The 16,985-nt window shown below is 69.6% G+C and carries 12 protein-coding genes; 4 read left to right on the plus strand and 8 right to left on the minus strand.

Going from position 1 to position 16,985, the window contains the following annotated elements:
- The first annotated feature begins 397 nt into the window (after window positions 1-397).
- Both STRNI_RS29970 and STRNI_RS29975 read left to right on the plus strand, forming a co-directional pair.
- On the plus strand, window positions 398-5,188 hold the full coding sequence (locus tag STRNI_RS29970) for a DUF6531 domain-containing protein (protein WP_266448280.1): 4,791 nt from the start codon (window positions 398-400) through the stop codon (window positions 5,186-5,188).
- Window positions 5,185-5,985 carry a hypothetical protein gene (locus tag STRNI_RS29975; protein ID WP_266448282.1) on the plus strand — a complete coding sequence of 267 codons (801 nt, stop codon included), beginning with the start codon at window positions 5,185-5,187 and terminating at the stop codon, window positions 5,983-5,985. Before STRNI_RS29970 ends, STRNI_RS29975 begins: the two co-directional genes overlap by 4 nt.
- A gap of 293 nt (window positions 5,986-6,278) precedes the next feature.
- Here STRNI_RS29975 and glnA read toward each other — a convergent pair whose 3' ends face one another.
- A complete protein-coding gene (glnA, locus tag STRNI_RS29980) occupies window positions 6,279-7,688 on the minus strand; it encodes a type I glutamate--ammonia ligase (RefSeq protein WP_018090137.1) in 1,410 nt (469 codons plus the stop codon).
- A gap of 353 nt (window positions 7,689-8,041) precedes the next feature.
- Here glnA and STRNI_RS29985 point away from each other — a divergent pair, with 353 nt between their 5' ends.
- Window positions 8,042-8,509 carry an RDD family protein gene (locus STRNI_RS29985; RefSeq protein ID WP_274735143.1) on the plus strand — a complete coding sequence of 156 codons (468 nt, stop codon included), beginning with the start codon at window positions 8,042-8,044 and terminating at the stop codon, window positions 8,507-8,509.
- A gap of 362 nt (window positions 8,510-8,871) precedes the next feature.
- Here STRNI_RS29985 and STRNI_RS29990 read toward each other — a convergent pair whose 3' ends face one another.
- The 4 genes from STRNI_RS29990 to lipB form a co-directional block, all read right to left on the minus strand.
- Window positions 8,872-9,582: a DUF4191 domain-containing protein gene (locus STRNI_RS29990; RefSeq protein ID WP_018090135.1), complete on the minus strand. Its 711-nt coding sequence runs from the start codon at window positions 9,580-9,582 to the stop codon at window positions 8,872-8,874.
- 10 nt (window positions 9,583-9,592) lie between these two features.
- The gene (locus STRNI_RS29995) at window positions 9,593-9,820 is read right to left on the minus strand and encodes an SCO2195 family GlnR-regulated protein (RefSeq protein ID WP_018090134.1); all 228 of its coding nucleotides are present in this window, start codon (window positions 9,818-9,820) and stop codon (window positions 9,593-9,595) included.
- Window positions 9,821-10,033: 213 nt separating this feature from the next.
- Window positions 10,034-10,984, minus strand: a complete 951-nt coding sequence (gene lipA, locus STRNI_RS30000) for a lipoyl synthase (RefSeq protein ID WP_018090133.1) — start codon at window positions 10,982-10,984, stop codon at window positions 10,034-10,036.
- 141 nt (window positions 10,985-11,125) lie between these two features.
- Window positions 11,126-11,941 (minus strand): lipoyl(octanoyl) transferase LipB, encoded by an 816-nt coding sequence (lipB, locus tag STRNI_RS30005; RefSeq protein ID WP_051104145.1) that lies wholly within the window; start codon window positions 11,939-11,941, stop codon window positions 11,126-11,128.
- Between the two features lie 277 nt (window positions 11,942-12,218).
- Here lipB and STRNI_RS30010 point away from each other — a divergent pair, with 277 nt between their 5' ends.
- On the plus strand, window positions 12,219-13,673 hold the full coding sequence (locus STRNI_RS30010) for an NsdA family TPR-like regulatory protein (protein ID WP_018090131.1): 1,455 nt from the start codon (window positions 12,219-12,221) through the stop codon (window positions 13,671-13,673).
- A 44-nt stretch (window positions 13,674-13,717) separates the two neighbouring features.
- On the opposite strand, the gene STRNI_RS30015 is transcribed toward STRNI_RS30010, so the two are convergent.
- From STRNI_RS30015 to STRNI_RS30025, 3 genes are all read right to left on the minus strand, one after another.
- Window positions 13,718-15,133 (minus strand): FAD-dependent oxidoreductase, encoded by a 1,416-nt coding sequence (locus STRNI_RS30015; protein WP_277412361.1) that lies wholly within the window; start codon window positions 15,131-15,133, stop codon window positions 13,718-13,720.
- A gap of 195 nt (window positions 15,134-15,328) precedes the next feature.
- The gene (locus tag STRNI_RS30020) at window positions 15,329-16,246 is read right to left on the minus strand and encodes a TIGR01777 family oxidoreductase (RefSeq protein WP_277412362.1); all 918 of its coding nucleotides are present in this window, start codon (window positions 16,244-16,246) and stop codon (window positions 15,329-15,331) included.
- A 75-nt stretch (window positions 16,247-16,321) separates the two neighbouring features.
- Window positions 16,322-16,840: a DUF4240 domain-containing protein gene (locus STRNI_RS30025; RefSeq protein ID WP_093643304.1), complete on the minus strand. Its 519-nt coding sequence runs from the start codon at window positions 16,838-16,840 to the stop codon at window positions 16,322-16,324.
- Window positions 16,841-16,985: the final 145 nt, after the last annotated feature.

Below are 16,985 nucleotides of genomic sequence, written 5' to 3' on the forward strand. Positions count from 1 at the left end.
TGAGCGGCTCATGACGCAAGTGCGGGCCGCCATCTCCTCCCTGGAGATGGCGACCCGCACTCTCATCTGATCTTGGGTCAGGTGTCACGGTGGCCGGTGCACAAGGCCGTAGGACCAGCTCACCCGACCCCGCCCTTTAGATGTCGAAGAACAGCACGAGAAGCGCTCTGACCTGCACAGATACCGTCTGAAGGCTGTGTGGGTGCACGACCGGTGCACATCGTGGGCGAGGCGGAGCGCCTGGTGCGCGTCCGACCATGACCGGCATACGCACGACTGGGCGATGACGTGCGCGGGAAACCCGCCAGGTAAGGGCTCATAGGGCGCTTGAGAAGCCGTTCGCCCAGCTGGAAGTATTTGATCACCTGAGCAATGGTCAACGGGGGAGTGTCTTTACGTGGGTGTAGTGCTGCCTGGCTGGGCGGACGAAGTACTCGACATCATCGGTGTCTCATGGCCGAACGTCGACGAGGACGACTACCGGGACATGGCCGATGCCATGCGGGAGTTCGCCGATGACATCGACCACGGTGCCAACGAAGCTCACACGGCCATCCAGGGATTGGTGGGGTCAGCGGGAGGCTCGTTGGCTGTCGACGCGCTCAACGCTCACTGGAGCAAGATCAATGGCACTCACCTCAAGAATCTGGGGGAGTGCGGCCGCATGGCGGCCACTGCCATGGATGGTGTGGCGGTCCTCATAGAGGGCGCGAAGATCGGCGCGATTGTCCAGCTGGGTATCCTCGCCGCAGAAGTGATCGCCGCGCAGGCGGCGGCACCGTTCACGCTGGGCCTTTCCGAAGTCGGTGCGCTGGCCGCGACCCAGGCGACCCGCGTAATCGTCAAGCGCCTCTTCAAGGAGGTGTGCCAGCAGGTCGCCGAACAGGTCATCAGCATCGCCCTGACGCCCGTCGAGGAGGCCCTGGGCGCAATGGTCGGCGACCTGGTCGTCCAGATCGGCGCCAACGCCCTCGGAGCCAAGGACGGAGTGGACCTGGGGCAGACCGCCAAGGCCGGCAAGGGCGGCTTCCAGCAGGGCGTGCAGGACGCCAAGGACTCCGCGAAATCGGCCGCGGCCAATCCGATGGAACTCCTCAGTGCCGGCAGCGGCAGTGGGGGCGGAGGCGCCGGCGGAGGCGGCGGAGGGTTCAGTTTCGATCCGGATGAGCACGACCGCGTAGTGACGGGCCTGCAGAGCGCAGGTGGCACCTTCCGCAACAAGGCCGGCGGCAAGATCGGCCGGGCCAGAAGTCACCACGGGCGTACCCGTGGCAAGGACGCCATCGCTGACGCGGCTAACGCGATGTTGGACAAGGTCATCGACGGCATCGAGGACGGTGTCAAGAAGACCGCCAAGCACCTCGACGACAACATGACCCGTGGTGTGAAGCAGATGGCCAAGAACCATCAGGAAAACGACCGTAAGCTGGCCGACCACTTCACGGGCATCGACAAGGGCGACAAGAAGGACCCCAAGGCGCCGGGGGGTGGCATCGGCGGGACGGGTAGCCGCGCCGGCGGCAAGAATCCGGGAAGGGGCGCACAGAAATCGCCCCTGCGGAACGGGGCAGCAGAACCGCACAAGACCAGCACCCCAGCGGACGACCGCAACTGTCGAAGCGACCCGATCGACATCGCCTCGGGTGAGATGGTCCTGGCTCAGGAGGACGTCAGCCTTTCGGCTGTTCTGCCGCTGCTTCTCTCGCGAACCCATGTGTCCTCGTACCGCTGCGGCGGGTGGTTCGGACCGTCGTGGTCCTCGACGCTCGACCAGCGGCTCGAACTCGACGACGAAGGTGCCGTCTTCGCGACCGAGGACGGCATGATCTTGGTCTACCCGGTGCCCGGACGTGATGAGCCGGTCTTCCCCGTCGAGGGCCCTCGATGGCCGCTCAGCTGGGATCCGGAAACGCCCGGTGGACTCCGCATCAGCGACCCACAGGAGGGACGCTCCTGGCACTTTGCCAAGCCGGCCAACGTTACGGGTGAGTTGAGAGGGTTGAGCGCCTCACAGCTACCGCTGACGGCCATCACCGACCGGCACGGGAATCAGATCGACATCGACTATTCCGACGACGGCACTCCCAGCGAGGTCTGGCACAGTGGCGGATACCGGATCCGAGTCGAGACCGCGGGGCTACGGATAACCGGGCTGCGCCTGCTGGGTGCGAGGAGTTCGGACGCGGTGGCACTGGCCGCCGAGCCAACCGCTAGTGCGGAGGCCGAAGGCGACTCCGCGGTGGGGCTGCTGCTGACTGCATTCGCCTATGACGGCAACGGGAATCTCACCGAGGTCACCAACTCGTCAGGTGTACCGATGCGCTTCACGTATGACCAGGACGGCCGGATTACCTCCTGGACCGACCGCAATCGGCATCGATACGACTACCTCTACGACGCGGCTGGGCGCTGTGTCGAGACCCGCGGCGAGGGTGGTTTCCTCGATGCTGTCTTCGTGTACGACGGCGAGGCGCGCTGCACCCGGGTGACCGATGCACTGGGCCAGGTCACTGTCTACCAGCTCAACGAGCGTGGGCAGACGACAAGGGAGACCGATCCCTCGGGCGCGGTCACCATCTTCGAATGGGACCGGTATCGCCGACTGCTGCGGCGTACGGACCCACTGGGCCGTACGGTCACGATGGAGTACGACGCGGCGGGCAACGCCACCGCGGTCACCCGCCCCGATGGCTCGCGGATGACCGCTGTCTACAACGAGCTGCACCAGCCCTTGCTCATGGTCGGTGCGGACGGTGCGGGCTGGCAGTACGCGTACGACGACTGCGGAAACCTGCTGCAGATCACCGATCCCGTCGGAGCTACCACCAGCTATGAGTACGGCTCTTTCGGTCATCTCACAGCCTTCACCGACGCAATGGGTCAGACAACCCGGCTCACCACCAACGCCGCCGGATTGCCGGTAACCGTCACCGACCCTCTGGGAGCCGTGAGCAGATGCGAGCGGGATGCCTTCGGCCGACCCCGGCTGGTGACCGATCCGATGGGCGCGGTGACGGCGTTCGGCTGGACGGTCGAAGGACAGCCGGCCTGGTGCCTTCGGCCCGACGGTCACACCGAACGGTGGTCCTACGACGCCGAGGAGAACCTGCTCCAGCATGTCGATGCGGCTGGCGGAACCACATCCTTCGAATACACGATCTTTGATCGAGTCTCTGTCCGTACGGGTCCTGACGGTGCCAGGTTCACCTTCGCCTACGACGCTGAGCTGCGACTCGTCGCCGTCACCAACCCGCAGGGACAACTGTGGCGCTACACCTACGACTCGCTGGGCCGGGTCGTGCAGGAGACCGACTTCAACGGACGGCACATCAGCTACACCCACGATGTGGCCGGCCGGCTGACGTCGCGAACCAACGGTGCGGGCCAGACCGTCCGCTACACCCGCGATCTGCTTGACCGTGTTGTTCGAGAAGCCACGCAGGCCGGCGGAGCGCGATTCCACTACGACGCAGAAGGCCGTCTGCTGTACGCGGCGAACGGCGCCACGGACCTGGCCTTCACGTACGACCCAGCAGGTCAATTGCTGACGGAACAACAGGGCTTGGCGGTCATCGAGTTCGGCTACGACGACCTGGGCCGGCGCACCCTGCGTCGTACCCCCAGCGGTGTAGAGAGCCGGTGGACCTACGATGCGGCCGGTCGGCCGGCAACGCTGGTCAGCGCTGGGCGAGAGGTCAGGTTCGGCCACGACCTCGCCGGTCGGGAGATCCGCCGCAATCTCGGTGCGGCGGTCCTCGCCCAGACCTGGGACCCGTCCAACCGTATGACGGCCCAGACCCTCTCAGGTATGTCGGCGCCGCCTGGTGGCGACATACCTGAGACTGCGCTACGACACCGCACCTTCGCCTACCGCCCGGACGATCAGCTGCTCGGTTTCACGGACACCGTGCTGGGGACTCGATCCTTCGATCTGGATCCGGTGGGGCGGGTCACCAGCGTCTCGGGACACAACTGGTCCGAGACCTATGCCTATGACACTGCGGGCAACCTGGCCTACACGGGAGTTCAGACCGCCGGGCAGGCGAGCCTGAACGACACCGCGGGGACGAGGTCGTACGACGGCACTCTGCTCCGCCAGGCAGGCCGCACCAGCTATGAGTACGACGGCCAGGGACGAGTCATCAAGCAATGCCGCAGGCTGCTCTCCGGCGGCACCCGCAGCTGGCACTATTCCTGGGACGCAGACGACCGCCTCACGACGGTCACCCTCCCGGACGGCACCATCTGGCGCTATCACTACGATCCCCTCGGGCGCCGCATCGCCAAGCAGCGGCTGAGCGGCGACACCACCACTGTGGTGGAGCAGACCACGTTCACCTGGGACGGCACCGTTCTTGCCGAGGAACTGCGCAGCGGTCCAGGGCCGGCTGGTGTCCAGGTCACCAGCTGGGAGTGGGATCCGGTCGGCTACCGCGTCCTGACCCAGGTGGACCGAACCGCCGGCAGATCCGAGCCGGCGCAAGAGGAATTCGACGAGCGGTTCTACTCCATCATCACTGACCTGGTCGGCACACCCACGGAACTTGTCGATGAAGACGGTGGGATTGCCTGGCATTCCAGGTCCACGCTGTGGGGAACACCGCATCCCGCTGATCCCCGCCAGGCTGCGGTGGAGTGCAGTCTCGGCTTCCCAGGTCAGTACCACGACCGTGAGAGCGGCCTGCACTACAACCTGTTCCGTTATTACGACTCACTCACCGGCCGATATCTCAGCCCCGATCCGCTCGGCCTCGGGCCCGCCCCCGACCCACACGGCTACGTCGACAATCCCTTCGCTGAGATCGACCCACTCGGCCTGGCGAAGAAGAAGTGCCCGGTCATCATCGAACGCTACGGCAGCGAGGCGGAAGCGAAGGCGAGCGCCGCAGTGAAGCCGAGCGGGGGCCTTGTCCCGAGGCCCGGCCACGAACGGCAGCCAAAGTGGATCGCCCAGACCGGCAAGGTCAACCCCGGCACGCTGGGCAAGAGCAAGAATTACACCCACAAAATGGAGTTCCACTGCAAGCCAGAGGTGTTGGCCTGGCTGAAACAATACGAGGTCAAGCCAACCAATGAGCCAGGTCGCTATGCGGTGCCGGCGGACAAGATCGATGAGTTCAACAAGTACGTGGAGAAGACGAACGTCCAGCCGCTCGACTCAGGCGGCGGCCGTAGGAGGAGACGATGAATCCGTCATCGCCGCGCGGACGCCTGCGCGATGCGCTGCTGTGTGTCGGCAAAAGGGGTGACGTAAGCGAGGCCGACGTCAGTGCGGCAGTCGCCACCACGCTGCGCGAACTGGCTTCGGAGGCGCTGGGCGAGCGAGCGCGCGTCGAACTGGTCACCGTTGGCGCTGAGGACCACCCCTGGGGACGAAGCCTCGGTCTTCGGCTTACGGACTATGACGTCGAGCTGCCGGACGTGCTCTTGTACGCAGACCAGAGCGACCTTCCGCCCCAGGTGCAGGAGAGTTTCCCGACTCTGAGCCAGGAGGAGTGGGAGGCCGTACTGCTGGTCTCCAAGCTCATCTTCATGGGGCTTCAATCGGAGCCCGAGCCTGTAAGCGACGTTGCCGGCCACCATCCGCAGGTCACCCCGAGGCCGCCCCGGTCGGTAGCGAGAGAGCAGTTCTGCCAGGCGCTGGCTGCCATTCCGGAACGCGCTGACCTGCACCAGGACGAACTCACTGCGCAATTGCGGGCCGCGCTCCTGAACTTCGCGTCGGAGACACCCGACAACAAGGACGCCGCTCAGCGCATCGCGGTGCAGCAAACCGGCGAGCCCCGGCAAGGGCCGCGCTTGTGCCTTGGCCGCTCGGGGTTGGCCTTCGCGGAGGTAGTGCTGAGCGCTGGTGGCTGCCCTGTCCCCAGCTGCGTACTGGAGGAATTCCCGGACTTGACCCAGGACGAGTGGAACGCCGTCATCCACGTCACAGGACTGACGCTCATGGCGTTCGAGCCCGAGCCGGCCCGCGAGGTGGGGTAACGTCCGGGGCGCGTCGACGGTCCAGGGCCGGCAAAGACAGTCGGCAACTTGCCACGGCTAATGAGCAGTCGCCCGCGGACGATACCGCTCTCCCGTGAATGCAGGAACTAGAACCCCAGTGGGCGAGTCAGACGCGTATCTGATCTGCAGCCTGGGCCACATAGCGAATTCAGCTGGGCTCTCGATGCCTGTGAAACAGAGGGGTCGCGACAGACGACGAGCGGTTGCCTCCACCCGAGTGGAGGCAACCGCTCTGAGCTTTTCCATCGACTGCCGAGTTCGAGCTTTACTTTCTAGATGTCGAAGTAAAGCTCGAACTCGTGCGGGTGCGGCCGCAGCTGGATCGGGGCGATTTCGTTGGTGCGCTTGTAGTCGATCCAGGTCTCGATCAGGTCGGAGGTGAAGACGCCGCCCTGCTGGAGGTACTCGTTGTCGGCCTCGAGGGCGTCGAGGACGGCCGGGAGGGAGGTCGGGACCTGGGGGACGCCCGCGTGCTCCTCGGGGGCGAGCTCGTAGAGGTCCTTGTCGATCGGCTCGGCCGGCTCGATCTTGTTCTTGACGCCGTCCAGGCCCGCGAGGAGGAGGGCGGAGAAGGCGAGGTACGGGTTCGAGGACGGGTCCGGGGCGCGGAACTCGACGCGCTTGGCCTTGGGGTTCGAGCCCGTGATCGGGATACGCATGGCCGCGGAGCGGTTGCGCTGCGAGTAGACCAGGTTGACCGGGGCCTCGAAGCCGGGGACCAGGCGGTGGTAGGAGTTCACCGTCGGGTTGGTGAAGGCCAGCAGCGACGGGGCGTGCTTGAGGATGCCGCCGATGTAGTAGCGGGCGGTGTCCGAGAGGCCCGCGTAGCCCTGCTCGTCGTAGAAGAGCGGCGCGCCACCCTGCCACAGGGACTGGTGGACGTGCATGCCGGAGCCGTTGTCACCGAAGATCGGCTTGGGCATGAAGGTCGCGGTCTTGCCGTTGCGCCAGGCGACGTTCTTCACGATGTACTTGAAGAGCATCAGGTCGTCGGCGGCGGCGAGCAGCGTGTTGAACTTGTAGTTGATCTCCGCCTGGCCGGCCGTGCCGACCTCGTGGTGCTGGCGCTCGACCTCCAGGCCGGCCTTGTCCAGCTCCAGGGAGATCTCGGCGCGCAGGTCGGCGAAGTGGTCGACCGGCGGGGCCGGGAAGTAGCCGCCCTTGTACCGGACCTTGTAGCCGCGGTTGTTCTCCTCCGAGCCGGTGTTCCAGGCGCCGGCCTCGGAGTCGATGTGGTAGAAGGACTGGTTCGCGCCGGTCTCGAAGCGCACGCTGTCGAAGACGTAGAACTCGGCCTCGGGGCCGAAGAAGGCGGTGTCCGCGATGCCGGTGGAGGCGAGGTAGGCCTCGGCCTTCTTGGCGATGTTGCGCGGGTCACGGCTGTACTGCTCGCCCGTGATCGGGTCGTGGATGAAGAAGTTGATGTTGACGGTCTTGTCGCGGCGGAACGGGTCCACGCGAGCCGTCGACAGGTCCGCGCGCAGCGCCATGTCGGACTCGTGAATGGCCTGGAAGCCGCGGATCGAGGAGCCGTCGAAGGCGAGTTCCTCGGCCGGGTCGAACGCCTTTGCCGGGATGGTGAAGTGCTGCATCACACCGGGCAGGTCGCAGAACCTGACGTCGACGAACTTCACGTCCTCGTCCGCGATGAACTTCTTGGCCTCGTCGGCGTTCTGGAACATCCAACTCCTCCTAGCCCGGTCACCGGTCGGCGGACGCGGGATTGCTACTCGGAACGCGACCATGTGCGGTGGCGCGATGCCCGACCATAGGCAGGCGGGATTTCCCAAGCATGACCCATTTGTTTCGCCGAGGTTAACCGGCGGCGGCCGCCCTTACCTCCCAGTGTGCGCCAAAGAGGGGCGTTCCGGGCGGCCGCTGCCGCCGTCCCGTCCCGTGGCCCGCCGAGCCGTCCTGGCCCCTTCTGGACGGTGCCTCCCGGACGGCCCCTCGTGCCCGGTCCGCGCAGTCCGCCGCCCCCACCCCGACCGGACCTCCGCGAAGGGAACGTATGCGGTCGCAGTACCGTGGTCGGGTGGACAACAGGCGAGCAATCGGATCGTGGATCTCCGGGCCCCGCGCGGCAGCCGAGGACATGGGTGTCGACTTCGGACACCGCGGGCAGCAGCTCGGGCTGCCGGAGGAGGGGCCGGGCTCGATCGCGCGCCCCGGACGCCGTTTCGCCGCGCTCTTCATCGACTGGGCGCTGTGCCTGCTGATCGCGTACGGCCTGCTCAGCGGCGGTAAGGCGCAGGCGGCGAGCAACTGGGCGCTGGTGGTCTTCGCGGTGCTCAGCGTGCTGACGGTCGGCACGGTCGGTTTCACCCCGGGCAAGCGGCTGCTGGGCCTGCGGGTGATCGCCGAGGACGGTGGCCGGATCTCGCTGCCGCGGGTCGTGCTGCGCACGGTGCTGCTGGTGGTGGTCATTCCGGCGGTGGTGTGGGACCGGGACGGGCGGGGGCTGCACGATCGCCTCGCACGTGCCGTACAGGTCCGTCTCTGACTCGCACATGCCGTACGGGTCCGTCTCTGACTCGCACATGCCGTACGGGTCCGTCTCTGACTCGCACATGCCGTACGGGTCCGTCTGTGACTCGCACGTGTCGGCAGGTCCGTCTGTGAGCGGCGGGACGCCGTAGCCGTTGGGGAGTCAGCGCGGCCAGTCCCCAGCCACGCCCTCGCCGCACCCGCACCGCCCGCGAGCCGCCCACCCACCGCATACGAACCGCCCCACCGCACACGAAGCGCCCCACCGCACACGAAGCGCCCCACCGCACACGAAACGCCCCGGAGCCCAAAGGCCCGGGGCGTCGTCGTGCGGTCGGGTGTCGGTCCGGCGGCCGGTGTGGTGCGGCCGGCGGGCGGTCAGCGCATCTTGCCGCCGCCCTTGGGCATCCGCATGCCCTTCGGCATCGGGCCCTTCGGGACCGGCATGTTGCTCATCAGGTCGCCCAGGGCCTTGAGCCGGTCGTTGACGGCCGTCACCTGCGCGCCGGGCAGTACCCGCGGCAGCTTCAGCAGCGTCGTACGGAGCTTCTTCAGCGGTACCTGGCCCTCGTCGTCGCCCACGATGATGTCGTGGACCGGGGCGTCGGCGACGGTACGCGCCATCCGCTTCTTCTCGGCGGCCAGCAGGCCACGGAGACGGTTCGGGTTGCCCTCGCCGACCAGCACGATGCCGGCCTTGCCGACGGCACGGTGGACCACGTCCTGGCTGCGGTTCATGGCCACCGCGGGGGTGACCGTCCAGCCGCGGCCGACGTTCTCCAGCACGGCGGCCGCCGCACCGGGCTGGCCTTCCATCTGCCCGAAGGCAGCTCGCTCGGCGCGCCGTCCGAAGACGATCGCCATCGCGAGGAAGGCCAGGACGAAGCCCAGGATCCCCGCGTAGATGGGGTGGCCGATCGCGAAGCCGATGGCAAGGAGAACGCCGAATACGACGATGCCTACACCAGCGACGACAAGACCGACCTTGGAGTCGACCCGACGGGTCATCTTGTAGGTCAGGGCGATCTGCTTCAGCCGCCCGGTGTTCTCAGCGCCGGCAGCGCCGTCTGAGTTTGCCTTCCTCGCCATACAGCGAAGTTTACGTGGCGTGCGGGCGCCGGGTCGCCGCGGCCTCCAGTACGTACTCGGCCTCGTGGCGGTCCTTGGCGCGGCGGCGGTCCTCCAGGACGGACGTCCAGGCGTTACGGCGGGCGGTGCGCTGCCCGCCACGCATCAGGACGGCCTCGACGGCACGCAGGGCGCCGGTGACCGAGGGGAGCGGGAGAGCGGGGCTGGCGGGGGTGGCGCGGAGCGGCGCGGCCTGCATGGTGGGTGACTCCCTCTGATCTGTTCGGAGAAGCAGGAGTGAGGTGCGGGAGCGGTGCGTGCATCCATCGTCACCGAAAGGTGTTACCAACGGATGACCTGCCGGTCAAACACCAATGAAACGTTGACGCGGCCCCCACGCCCCCCGTTCCGGGGGAGTGCGGGCCGCGTCCTCAGCATGTGCCACGTTTCACAAGACGGCGCGCCGGGAGCGTCAAACCGCCTGACTGGACGCCTCGACCTCGCGCCGCTCGACAGCCTGCTGGTAAAGGCGGCCGGCGCGGTAGGAGGAGCGGACCAGCGGGCCGGACATGACACCCGCATAGCCGATCTCCTCGGCCTCTTCCTTCAGCTCCACGAACTCGGCGGGCTTGACCCAGCGCTCAATGGGGTGGTGGCGCACCGACGGGCGCAGGTACTGGGTGATCGTGATCAGCTCGCAGCCCGCGTCGTACAGGTCCTGCAGCGCCTGGCTGATCTCCTCGCGCTCCTCGCCCATGCCCAGGATGAGGTTGGACTTGGTGACCAGACCGGCCTCGCGGGACTTGGAGATGACGTCCAGCGAACGCTCGTAACGGAAGCCGGGGCGGATCCGCTTGAAGATCCGCGGGACCGTCTCGACGTTGTGGGCCAGGACCTCCGGGCGGGAGGAGAAGACCTCGGCGAGCTGCTCGGGGACCGCGTTGAAGTCGGGGATCAGCAGCTCGACGCCGGTGTCGGGCATCGAGGCGTGGATCTGCCGGACCGTCTCGGCGTAGAGCCAGGCGCCGCCGTCCTCCAGGTCGTCGCGCGCGACGCCGGTGATCGTGGCGTACTTCAGGCCCATGGTCTGCACGGACTCGGCGACCCGGCGGGGCTCGTCGCGGTCCAGCTCCTGCGGCTTGCCGGTGTCGATCTGGCAGAAGTCGCAGCGGCGGGTGCACTGGTCGCCGCCGATGAGGAACGTGGCCTCGCGGTCCTCCCAGCACTCGAAGATGTTGGGACAGCCCGCCTCCTGGCAGACCGTGTGCAGACCCTCGCTCTTGACCAGGCCCTGGAGGTGGTTGTACTCGGGACCCATTTTGGCCCGGGTCTTGATCCACTCGGGCTTGCGCTCGATGGGCGTCTGGCTGTTCCGGACCTCCAGGCGCAACATCTTGCGTCCGTCGGGTGCGACTGCGGACACGTCCGGCTCCCTACGACTTCGTTTCTTCGGCGTACACCAGGGTACGCCCGTTGATTCGCACGTCTTTACGTGCGGTGCAACCCCGTATGACGGGGGCGCATTCCCGGTGGTCTGCGGGGTGCATGATCGGCGGCCGGCCGGTCAGACCGCGCGGGGGAGCAGCTCGGCGCCCTCCAGGACGTCCCGCAGATGCTTCTCGGCCACGGGCAGTACATCGGCGATGCTGATCTCGCGGCCGAGCTCGTTGGCCAGGGAGGCGACACCGGCGTCCCGGATACCGCACGGCACGATCTTGTCGAACGAGGTGTTGTCGGGGTTCACATTGAGCGCGAAGCCGTGCATCGTGACGCCCTTGGCGACGCGGATGCCGATCGCGGCGAGCTTGCGGTCCTCACGGCGCTGGCCGGCGTTGGACGGCGCGTACTCCGGGCCGTTCAGCCGCGGGTCGAACAGCTCGTCCGTGACCCGCGGGTCGAAGTCGAGATTCAGCCCGCCCAGGGCCGCCCGCTCCTCGACCGGGTCGCCCAGCACCCACACACCGCTGCGGCCCTCGACCCGGGTGCCCGTGACGCCGAACTCGGCGCAGACCCGGATCAGAGCCTCTTCGAGGCGGCGGACATGGGCCACGACGTCAACCGGGCGCGGCAGCTTCTGGATGGGGTAGCCCACCAGCTGGCCGGGCCCGTGCCAGGTGATCTTCCCGCCGCGGTCCACGTCGACGACCGGGGTCCCGTCCAGCGGGCGCTCGTCGTCGGAGGTACGCCGTCCGGCGGTGTAGACGGCCTGGTGCTCCAGCAGCAGACAGGTGTCGGGCACCTCGTCGGCGAACCGGGCGGCATGCACCCGGCGCTGCTCCTGCCAGGCGGATTCGTACTCCACGGCGTCGGCGCCGAAGCCCAGATGCACAAAGCGCAGCCCCTCGGGTGCGGGGGTCTCCCCCCGAGAGATCGCAGTCACGGCAGCTCCTCTTCGAACCTCTGTTGCACTTTGCTGCAACGTTGATGCCACTTCGCGCCCATGCCACTCTACGGCCGCCGTCCCCGGTCCCCGCAGGCGGCCGCTGTCCCGGCCGGTGCGTCCCTGCTCACACGATCGGATGAACGCGGGTCACAGGCCGCGAATGGGCCGCCGAAGGCCGTTACATTCACGCCGTTCCACAAGGGCGCTGAGCATGCCGGACAGGGTCCGCCGAACCCGGCAGTGCGGCCCGGAAGGCAGGAGACCGGTAAAGCTGATGACGGAACGACCCCCGCACCACACGCCCAACCGCCAGCTCGCCGCGCTCATCGCCGAGGCCGGATTCTCCAATGCCGGGCTGGCCAGACGCGTCGATCAGCTGGGTATCGAGCACGGCCTCGACCTCCGTTACGACAAGACGTCGGTGACCCGCTGGCTGCGCGGCCAGCAGCCCAGAGGCACCACCCCCGCGCTCATCGCGGAGGTGTTCACCCGCCGGCTGGGGCGCCGGCTGTCCGCCCAGGACCTCGGCCTGGACGCCTGCGCGCCGGTGTACGCCGGACTCGAATTCGCCGCGACCCCCAGCGAGGCGGTGGACATCGTCAGCGGCCTGTGGCGCAAGGACTCCGGCAGCCACGCCGAGCTCCGCAAGATCGCCTTCACCCCGGCCGGGCTGGTGGTGCCCAGCCGGGACTGGCTGATCGGCCGCGCCGACGAACGCGTCGCCCGCGGTGAGGCCCAGCCCGAGGGCGCGGGCCGGGTGCCCGCACAGAGCCGGGTCACGGTGCCGCGGCAGCGCCGCAACGACCGGGTCGACCGCACCCAGGGCTCCCGGGTCACCTCCGGTGACATCGCGGCGCTGCGCTCGGTCGGCGAGCTCTTCCGGGCGCTGGACCACGCCTACGGCGGCGGCCACGCCCGGCAGGCCCTGGTGCGCTATCTGGAGCACGAGGCCGAGCCGATGCTGCGCGGCACCTACGGCGAGGCCACCGGCCGCCGGCTGTTCGCCGCCGCCGCCGATCTGACCCGGCTGGCGGGCTGGACCTCGTACGACATCGCGGCCCACGGTCTGGCGCAGCGGTACTTCGTCCAGGCCCTGCGGCTGGCCCAGGCGGCCGGCGACCGGGCGTACGGGTCCTACGTCCTGGTGACGATGAGCCGGCAGGCCGTCTATCTGGGGCACGGCAGAGAGGCCGTCCAGCTGGCGCGCGTCGCCCAGCAGGGCATCGGCAGCAGCGCGCCGCCCACGGTGCAGGCGCTGCTGCACTCCGCGGAGGCCCGCGGCCATGGCGTCCTGGGCGAGGTCCGGGCCTGTACGGCGGCGCTGGCCCGCGCCGAGCGGGCGCTGGAGACCGTCCGCCCCGGCGACGACACCCCGTACTGGGCGCGCTTCTTCGACGAGGCCCAGCTGGCCGACGAGCTGGCGCACTGCCACCGCGATCTCCAGCAGTACCGCGCGGCCTCCCAGCACGCCGAACGCTCCCTCCAGCTGCGCGCGGCCGGCTTCGCCCGCAGCCGGCTCTTCTGCCGCGTGGTGCTGGCGACCGCGCGGCTGGGCCTGGGAGAGCTGGAGCAGGCCTGCACGCTGGGCGCCGAGGCCGCGCTCCAGGCCTCCGAGATGCGGTCCGTACGGGCCCACGAGTACGTCCGGGAGTTCGAGCGCCGCCTGGAGCCGTACCGGGACGCGGCGGCGGTCCGGGGGTACCGGGAACGGGTGGCGGCGCTGGGGTGACCCCCGGCCGGGCCCCGGGGCAGCCCAGGGGCCCGGCCCGGAGGTCAGGCCGCCGTGGGCAGGGTGTCCGGCTCCGTCGTGAGGGCGGGCAGGCCGAAGTCCTGGAGGACGGCGCGGGCCGCGCGCCGTCCCGAGTTCAGGGCGCCCTGGAGCGTGCTGGTGTCGCGGTGGTCGCCGCACACATAGAGACCGGCGAGCACCCGCACCGGGCGCTCCGGGTCGTACGGTGCGGGCATCGCGGGGACCGCGTACGGGTCGTGATGGGCGGTCAGCAGCTGCCGGTCCGCGGTGTGCGCGCCGTAGATCCGGTCGAGCTGCGGCCGGACCGCCCGGTCGAGCACGGACACCGGCAGCGCCGCCGCGGCCCCGTGCACGGCCGTGGTGATCAGGGACCGGCCCGGCGGCGTACGGGACGGGTCGATCGCGCCGGCGACGTAGGTGTAGGCGACCGGGCCGTCGGTCGGCAGGATCAGCGCCGTGTCGCGCAGCGCAGCGCCGCGGCCTCCCGGGGCCACCGTCGCGGTGTGGTGCAGAACGGTCACCGGGTGGAAGGCGGGCACCCGCAGTCCCGGCAGCAGCTCGGCCGCCTCGCGTGCGCCGGTCGCCACCAGCACCGCCCGGCACGGGACATGACCGTGCTCCGCGGTGCTGACGCCGGTGGTGGAGACGGCGGTGACCTGCACGGACGTACGGACCGTGCCGGGGGGCAGCGCGGCGGCGAGCAGTTCGGGGACGGCCGCGGCGCCGCCGGCCGGCAGCCACAACCGGCCCTCGGCGTAGGCGCGCAGTGCCGCCGCGGCACCCCGGCTGGAGCCCCGCAGCTGCGGATCGCACAGCAGCGCGCCCAGCAGGGGCCGCAGCAGCGCGTCATGGGTGCGCGGCGGGAAGGCGGGGCGGCCCGCCAGGGCGTCGCGGATCGGGCGGTCGGCGGGCGGGGCGTGGGTGGCGGAGGCGTGGGGAGTGACGGAGGCGACGGCGGCGCGGTCGGCGCGGCGGTCCGTACGCCGGTCCGCTTCCTGCTCGCCCCACTGGTCGGCGAGACGGCCTGTCTGGCGGCCCGCCTGACGACCCGCCTGACGGTCCGTCCGGCGCTCCGTACGACGGTCGGCGCGCGAGAGGGCGCGTGCCGCGGCGAGGGCGCCCCTGGTGCTCCGGGGTGCGCTGATGCGCTGCGCCCGTTGGCCGTTGTGGAGGATCGGGCCGGGGGCGAACGGACGCAGTGTCAGCTCGCCGAGCCCCGGTGTGCGGCGCAGCTCGGCGGCGGAGACGGCCAGCGGCCGCGCGCAGCGGTCCAGCCGGAAGCCGTCGAGAGGGTCGGTGACGGACCGGCCGCCGATCCGTGGCGCGGCCTCCAGGACGGTGACCGACACCCCTACGCCGGTCAGATGGCGGGCGGCGGCGAGTCCGGCCGGGCCGGCTCCCACGATGACGACGTCCACGGCCGATGCGGTGCGCAGCACTTGCCCCTCCCGAGGTCGGTCCCAAATGGCGGCACCGAGTGTCATGCCCGGTACAGCTGCGAGAGATGCCGAGTCGTGGGTGTGAGGTGACGGGCAGGGAGGGGGCGGCCCGTGCGACGGGGGTGCCCGGGGGCGTGCCGGAGCGCCCTTGGCCGCGGCTTGCCGTGGTGGCCGGGCGGGTCTCGCCGTGGACGGTCAGGCGGCGGCCCGGACCGCTTCCACGATGCGGGGGTGGCGGAAGGAGAACCCGGAGTCCAGCAGCCGCTGCGGGATGACCCGCTGGCTGCCCAGCACGTCACCGGCGAACTCGCCGAGGACGGTCCGCAGCACCGGCGCAGGGACGGAGAACAGCGTGGGGCGGTTCAGCACCTTGCCCATCACGGCGGTCACCTCGCGGTTGGTGACCGGCTCCGGCGCCGTGAGGTTGACCGGCCCGGCCAGGTCCTCGGTGTCGAGGAGATGGCGGAGCGCCGCGATGTGGTCGTCCAGGGAGATGAAGCTCCAGTACTGGCTGCCGTCGCCGAGCCGCCCGCCCAGACCGAGCCGGAAGACCGGGAAGAGCCGGCCCCAGGCGCCGCCCGAGCGCGCCACGACCAGACCGGTGCGGGCGAAGACGGTACGGATACCCGCGTCCTGGGCCGGCTTCGCGGCGTCCTCCCAGGCCGTACAGACCTCCGGCAGGAACCCGTGGCCGGCCGGCGCGCTCTCGTCCGTACGCCGGTCGCCGGTGTCGCCGTAGTAGCCGATCGCGCTGCCGCACACGAAGACCCGCGGCGGGGTGTCCATGGCGGCGAGGGCCGAGGCGATGGCCCGGGTGCCCAGTACCCGGCTGTCGCGGATCTCCTGCTTGTAGGCGGCCGTCCAGCGGTGGTCGCCGACCCCGGCGCCGGCCAGATGGACCACCGCATCGCAGCCGGCCAGTCCGGCGGTGTCGACCTCCTGCCGCTCGGGGTCCCAGCGCACTTCACCGGCGGCCGTGGGCGCACGCCGGACGAGCCGGACGACGTCATGGCCTCCCCCTGGGCCCCCGGCCCGGGAGGTGTCCCCGCTGCGCAGGGACCGTACGAGCGCCGTGCCGATGAGTCCGGTCGAGCCGGTGATCGCGATCCGCATGGATCCATACTGCCCGCAGCGGCGGACCGGTGGCGGCATCCCTGGCCGGAAGCCGCCACCGGCCCGCGGCACGCCCTACGGCTTGAAGCGGTCCCAGAGGGTGGGGAAGCGCTCCGCCATGGCCTGGTCGTCGTCGAAGTCGAGGTAGGTGCCGAGCGGTTCGCGGGGCGGCGGGGGCAGTTCCAGGTCCGGCATCACCCCGCCGGTCATCTGCTCGTACGCCTCGTCGGCCGCGTAGCCCAGCTCCTCGGCGTCGCCGTCCACCGTCTCGTCGAAGTCGTCCACCAGCTCGGCGAGCTGGTCCGGGTCGTGCAGCGCGCCCTCGAAGACCTCCCGGCCCTGGCCGATCAGCCAGCAGCGGAAGTAGTCGAAGGCGTCATCGCTGGCGCCGCCCAGCATCACGGAGGCGGCGGCCCACAGATCCCAGGAGTACGCCCGGTTGTAGCGGGCCTCGAAGTGGCGGGCGAAGTCCACGACGGCGTCAGGGTCGAGCCCGAGCAGCCGCTCGACCAGTGCGTCGGCCTGCTCCTCGGGGTCGCCCTCAGCGGCCTCGCGGGAGCCGTCGATCAGCTCCCAGAACTCCGTCTCGTCCATCACCGCTCCAGCATCTGCCCTGCCGGCGCCCGCCGCATGCGGAGTACCCCGGATGCGAGGGGGTCGTTATCCGGATTGGTGACGGGCCGTCCGGAAGGGTGACGGGGTGTTCGGATCGCCGCTCGCGCACCCCGGTCGGTGATCC

Origin of the sequence: Streptomyces nigrescens, assembly GCF_027626975.1 — a bacterium.
GTDB classification, from domain to species: Bacteria; Actinomycetota; Actinomycetes; order Streptomycetales; family Streptomycetaceae; genus Streptomyces; species Streptomyces nigrescens.

What these genes read in the sequence shown, in the direction of transcription:
- STRNI_RS29975 (WP_266448282.1), top strand. Translation starts at nt 5,185, where the DNA reads ATGAATCCGTCATCGCCGCGCGGACGCCTGCGCGATGCGCTGCTGTGT.
- glnA (WP_018090137.1), bottom strand. Translation starts at nt 7,688, where the DNA reads ATGTTCCAGAACGCCGACGAGGCCAAGAAGTTCATCGCGGACGAGGAC.
- STRNI_RS29990 (WP_018090135.1), bottom strand. Translation starts at nt 9,582, where the DNA reads ATGGCGAGGAAGGCAAACTCAGACGGCGCTGCCGGCGCTGAGAACACC.
- STRNI_RS29995 (WP_018090134.1), bottom strand. Translation starts at nt 9,820, where the DNA reads ATGCAGGCCGCGCCGCTCCGCGCCACCCCCGCCAGCCCCGCTCTCCCG.
- STRNI_RS30010 (WP_018090131.1), top strand. Translation starts at nt 12,219, where the DNA reads ATGACGGAACGACCCCCGCACCACACGCCCAACCGCCAGCTCGCCGCG.
- STRNI_RS30020 (WP_277412362.1), bottom strand. Translation starts at nt 16,246, where the DNA reads ATGCGGATCGCGATCACCGGCTCGACCGGACTCATCGGCACGGCGCTC.
- STRNI_RS30025 (WP_093643304.1), bottom strand. Translation starts at nt 16,840, where the DNA reads ATGGACGAGACGGAGTTCTGGGAGCTGATCGACGGCTCCCGCGAGGCC.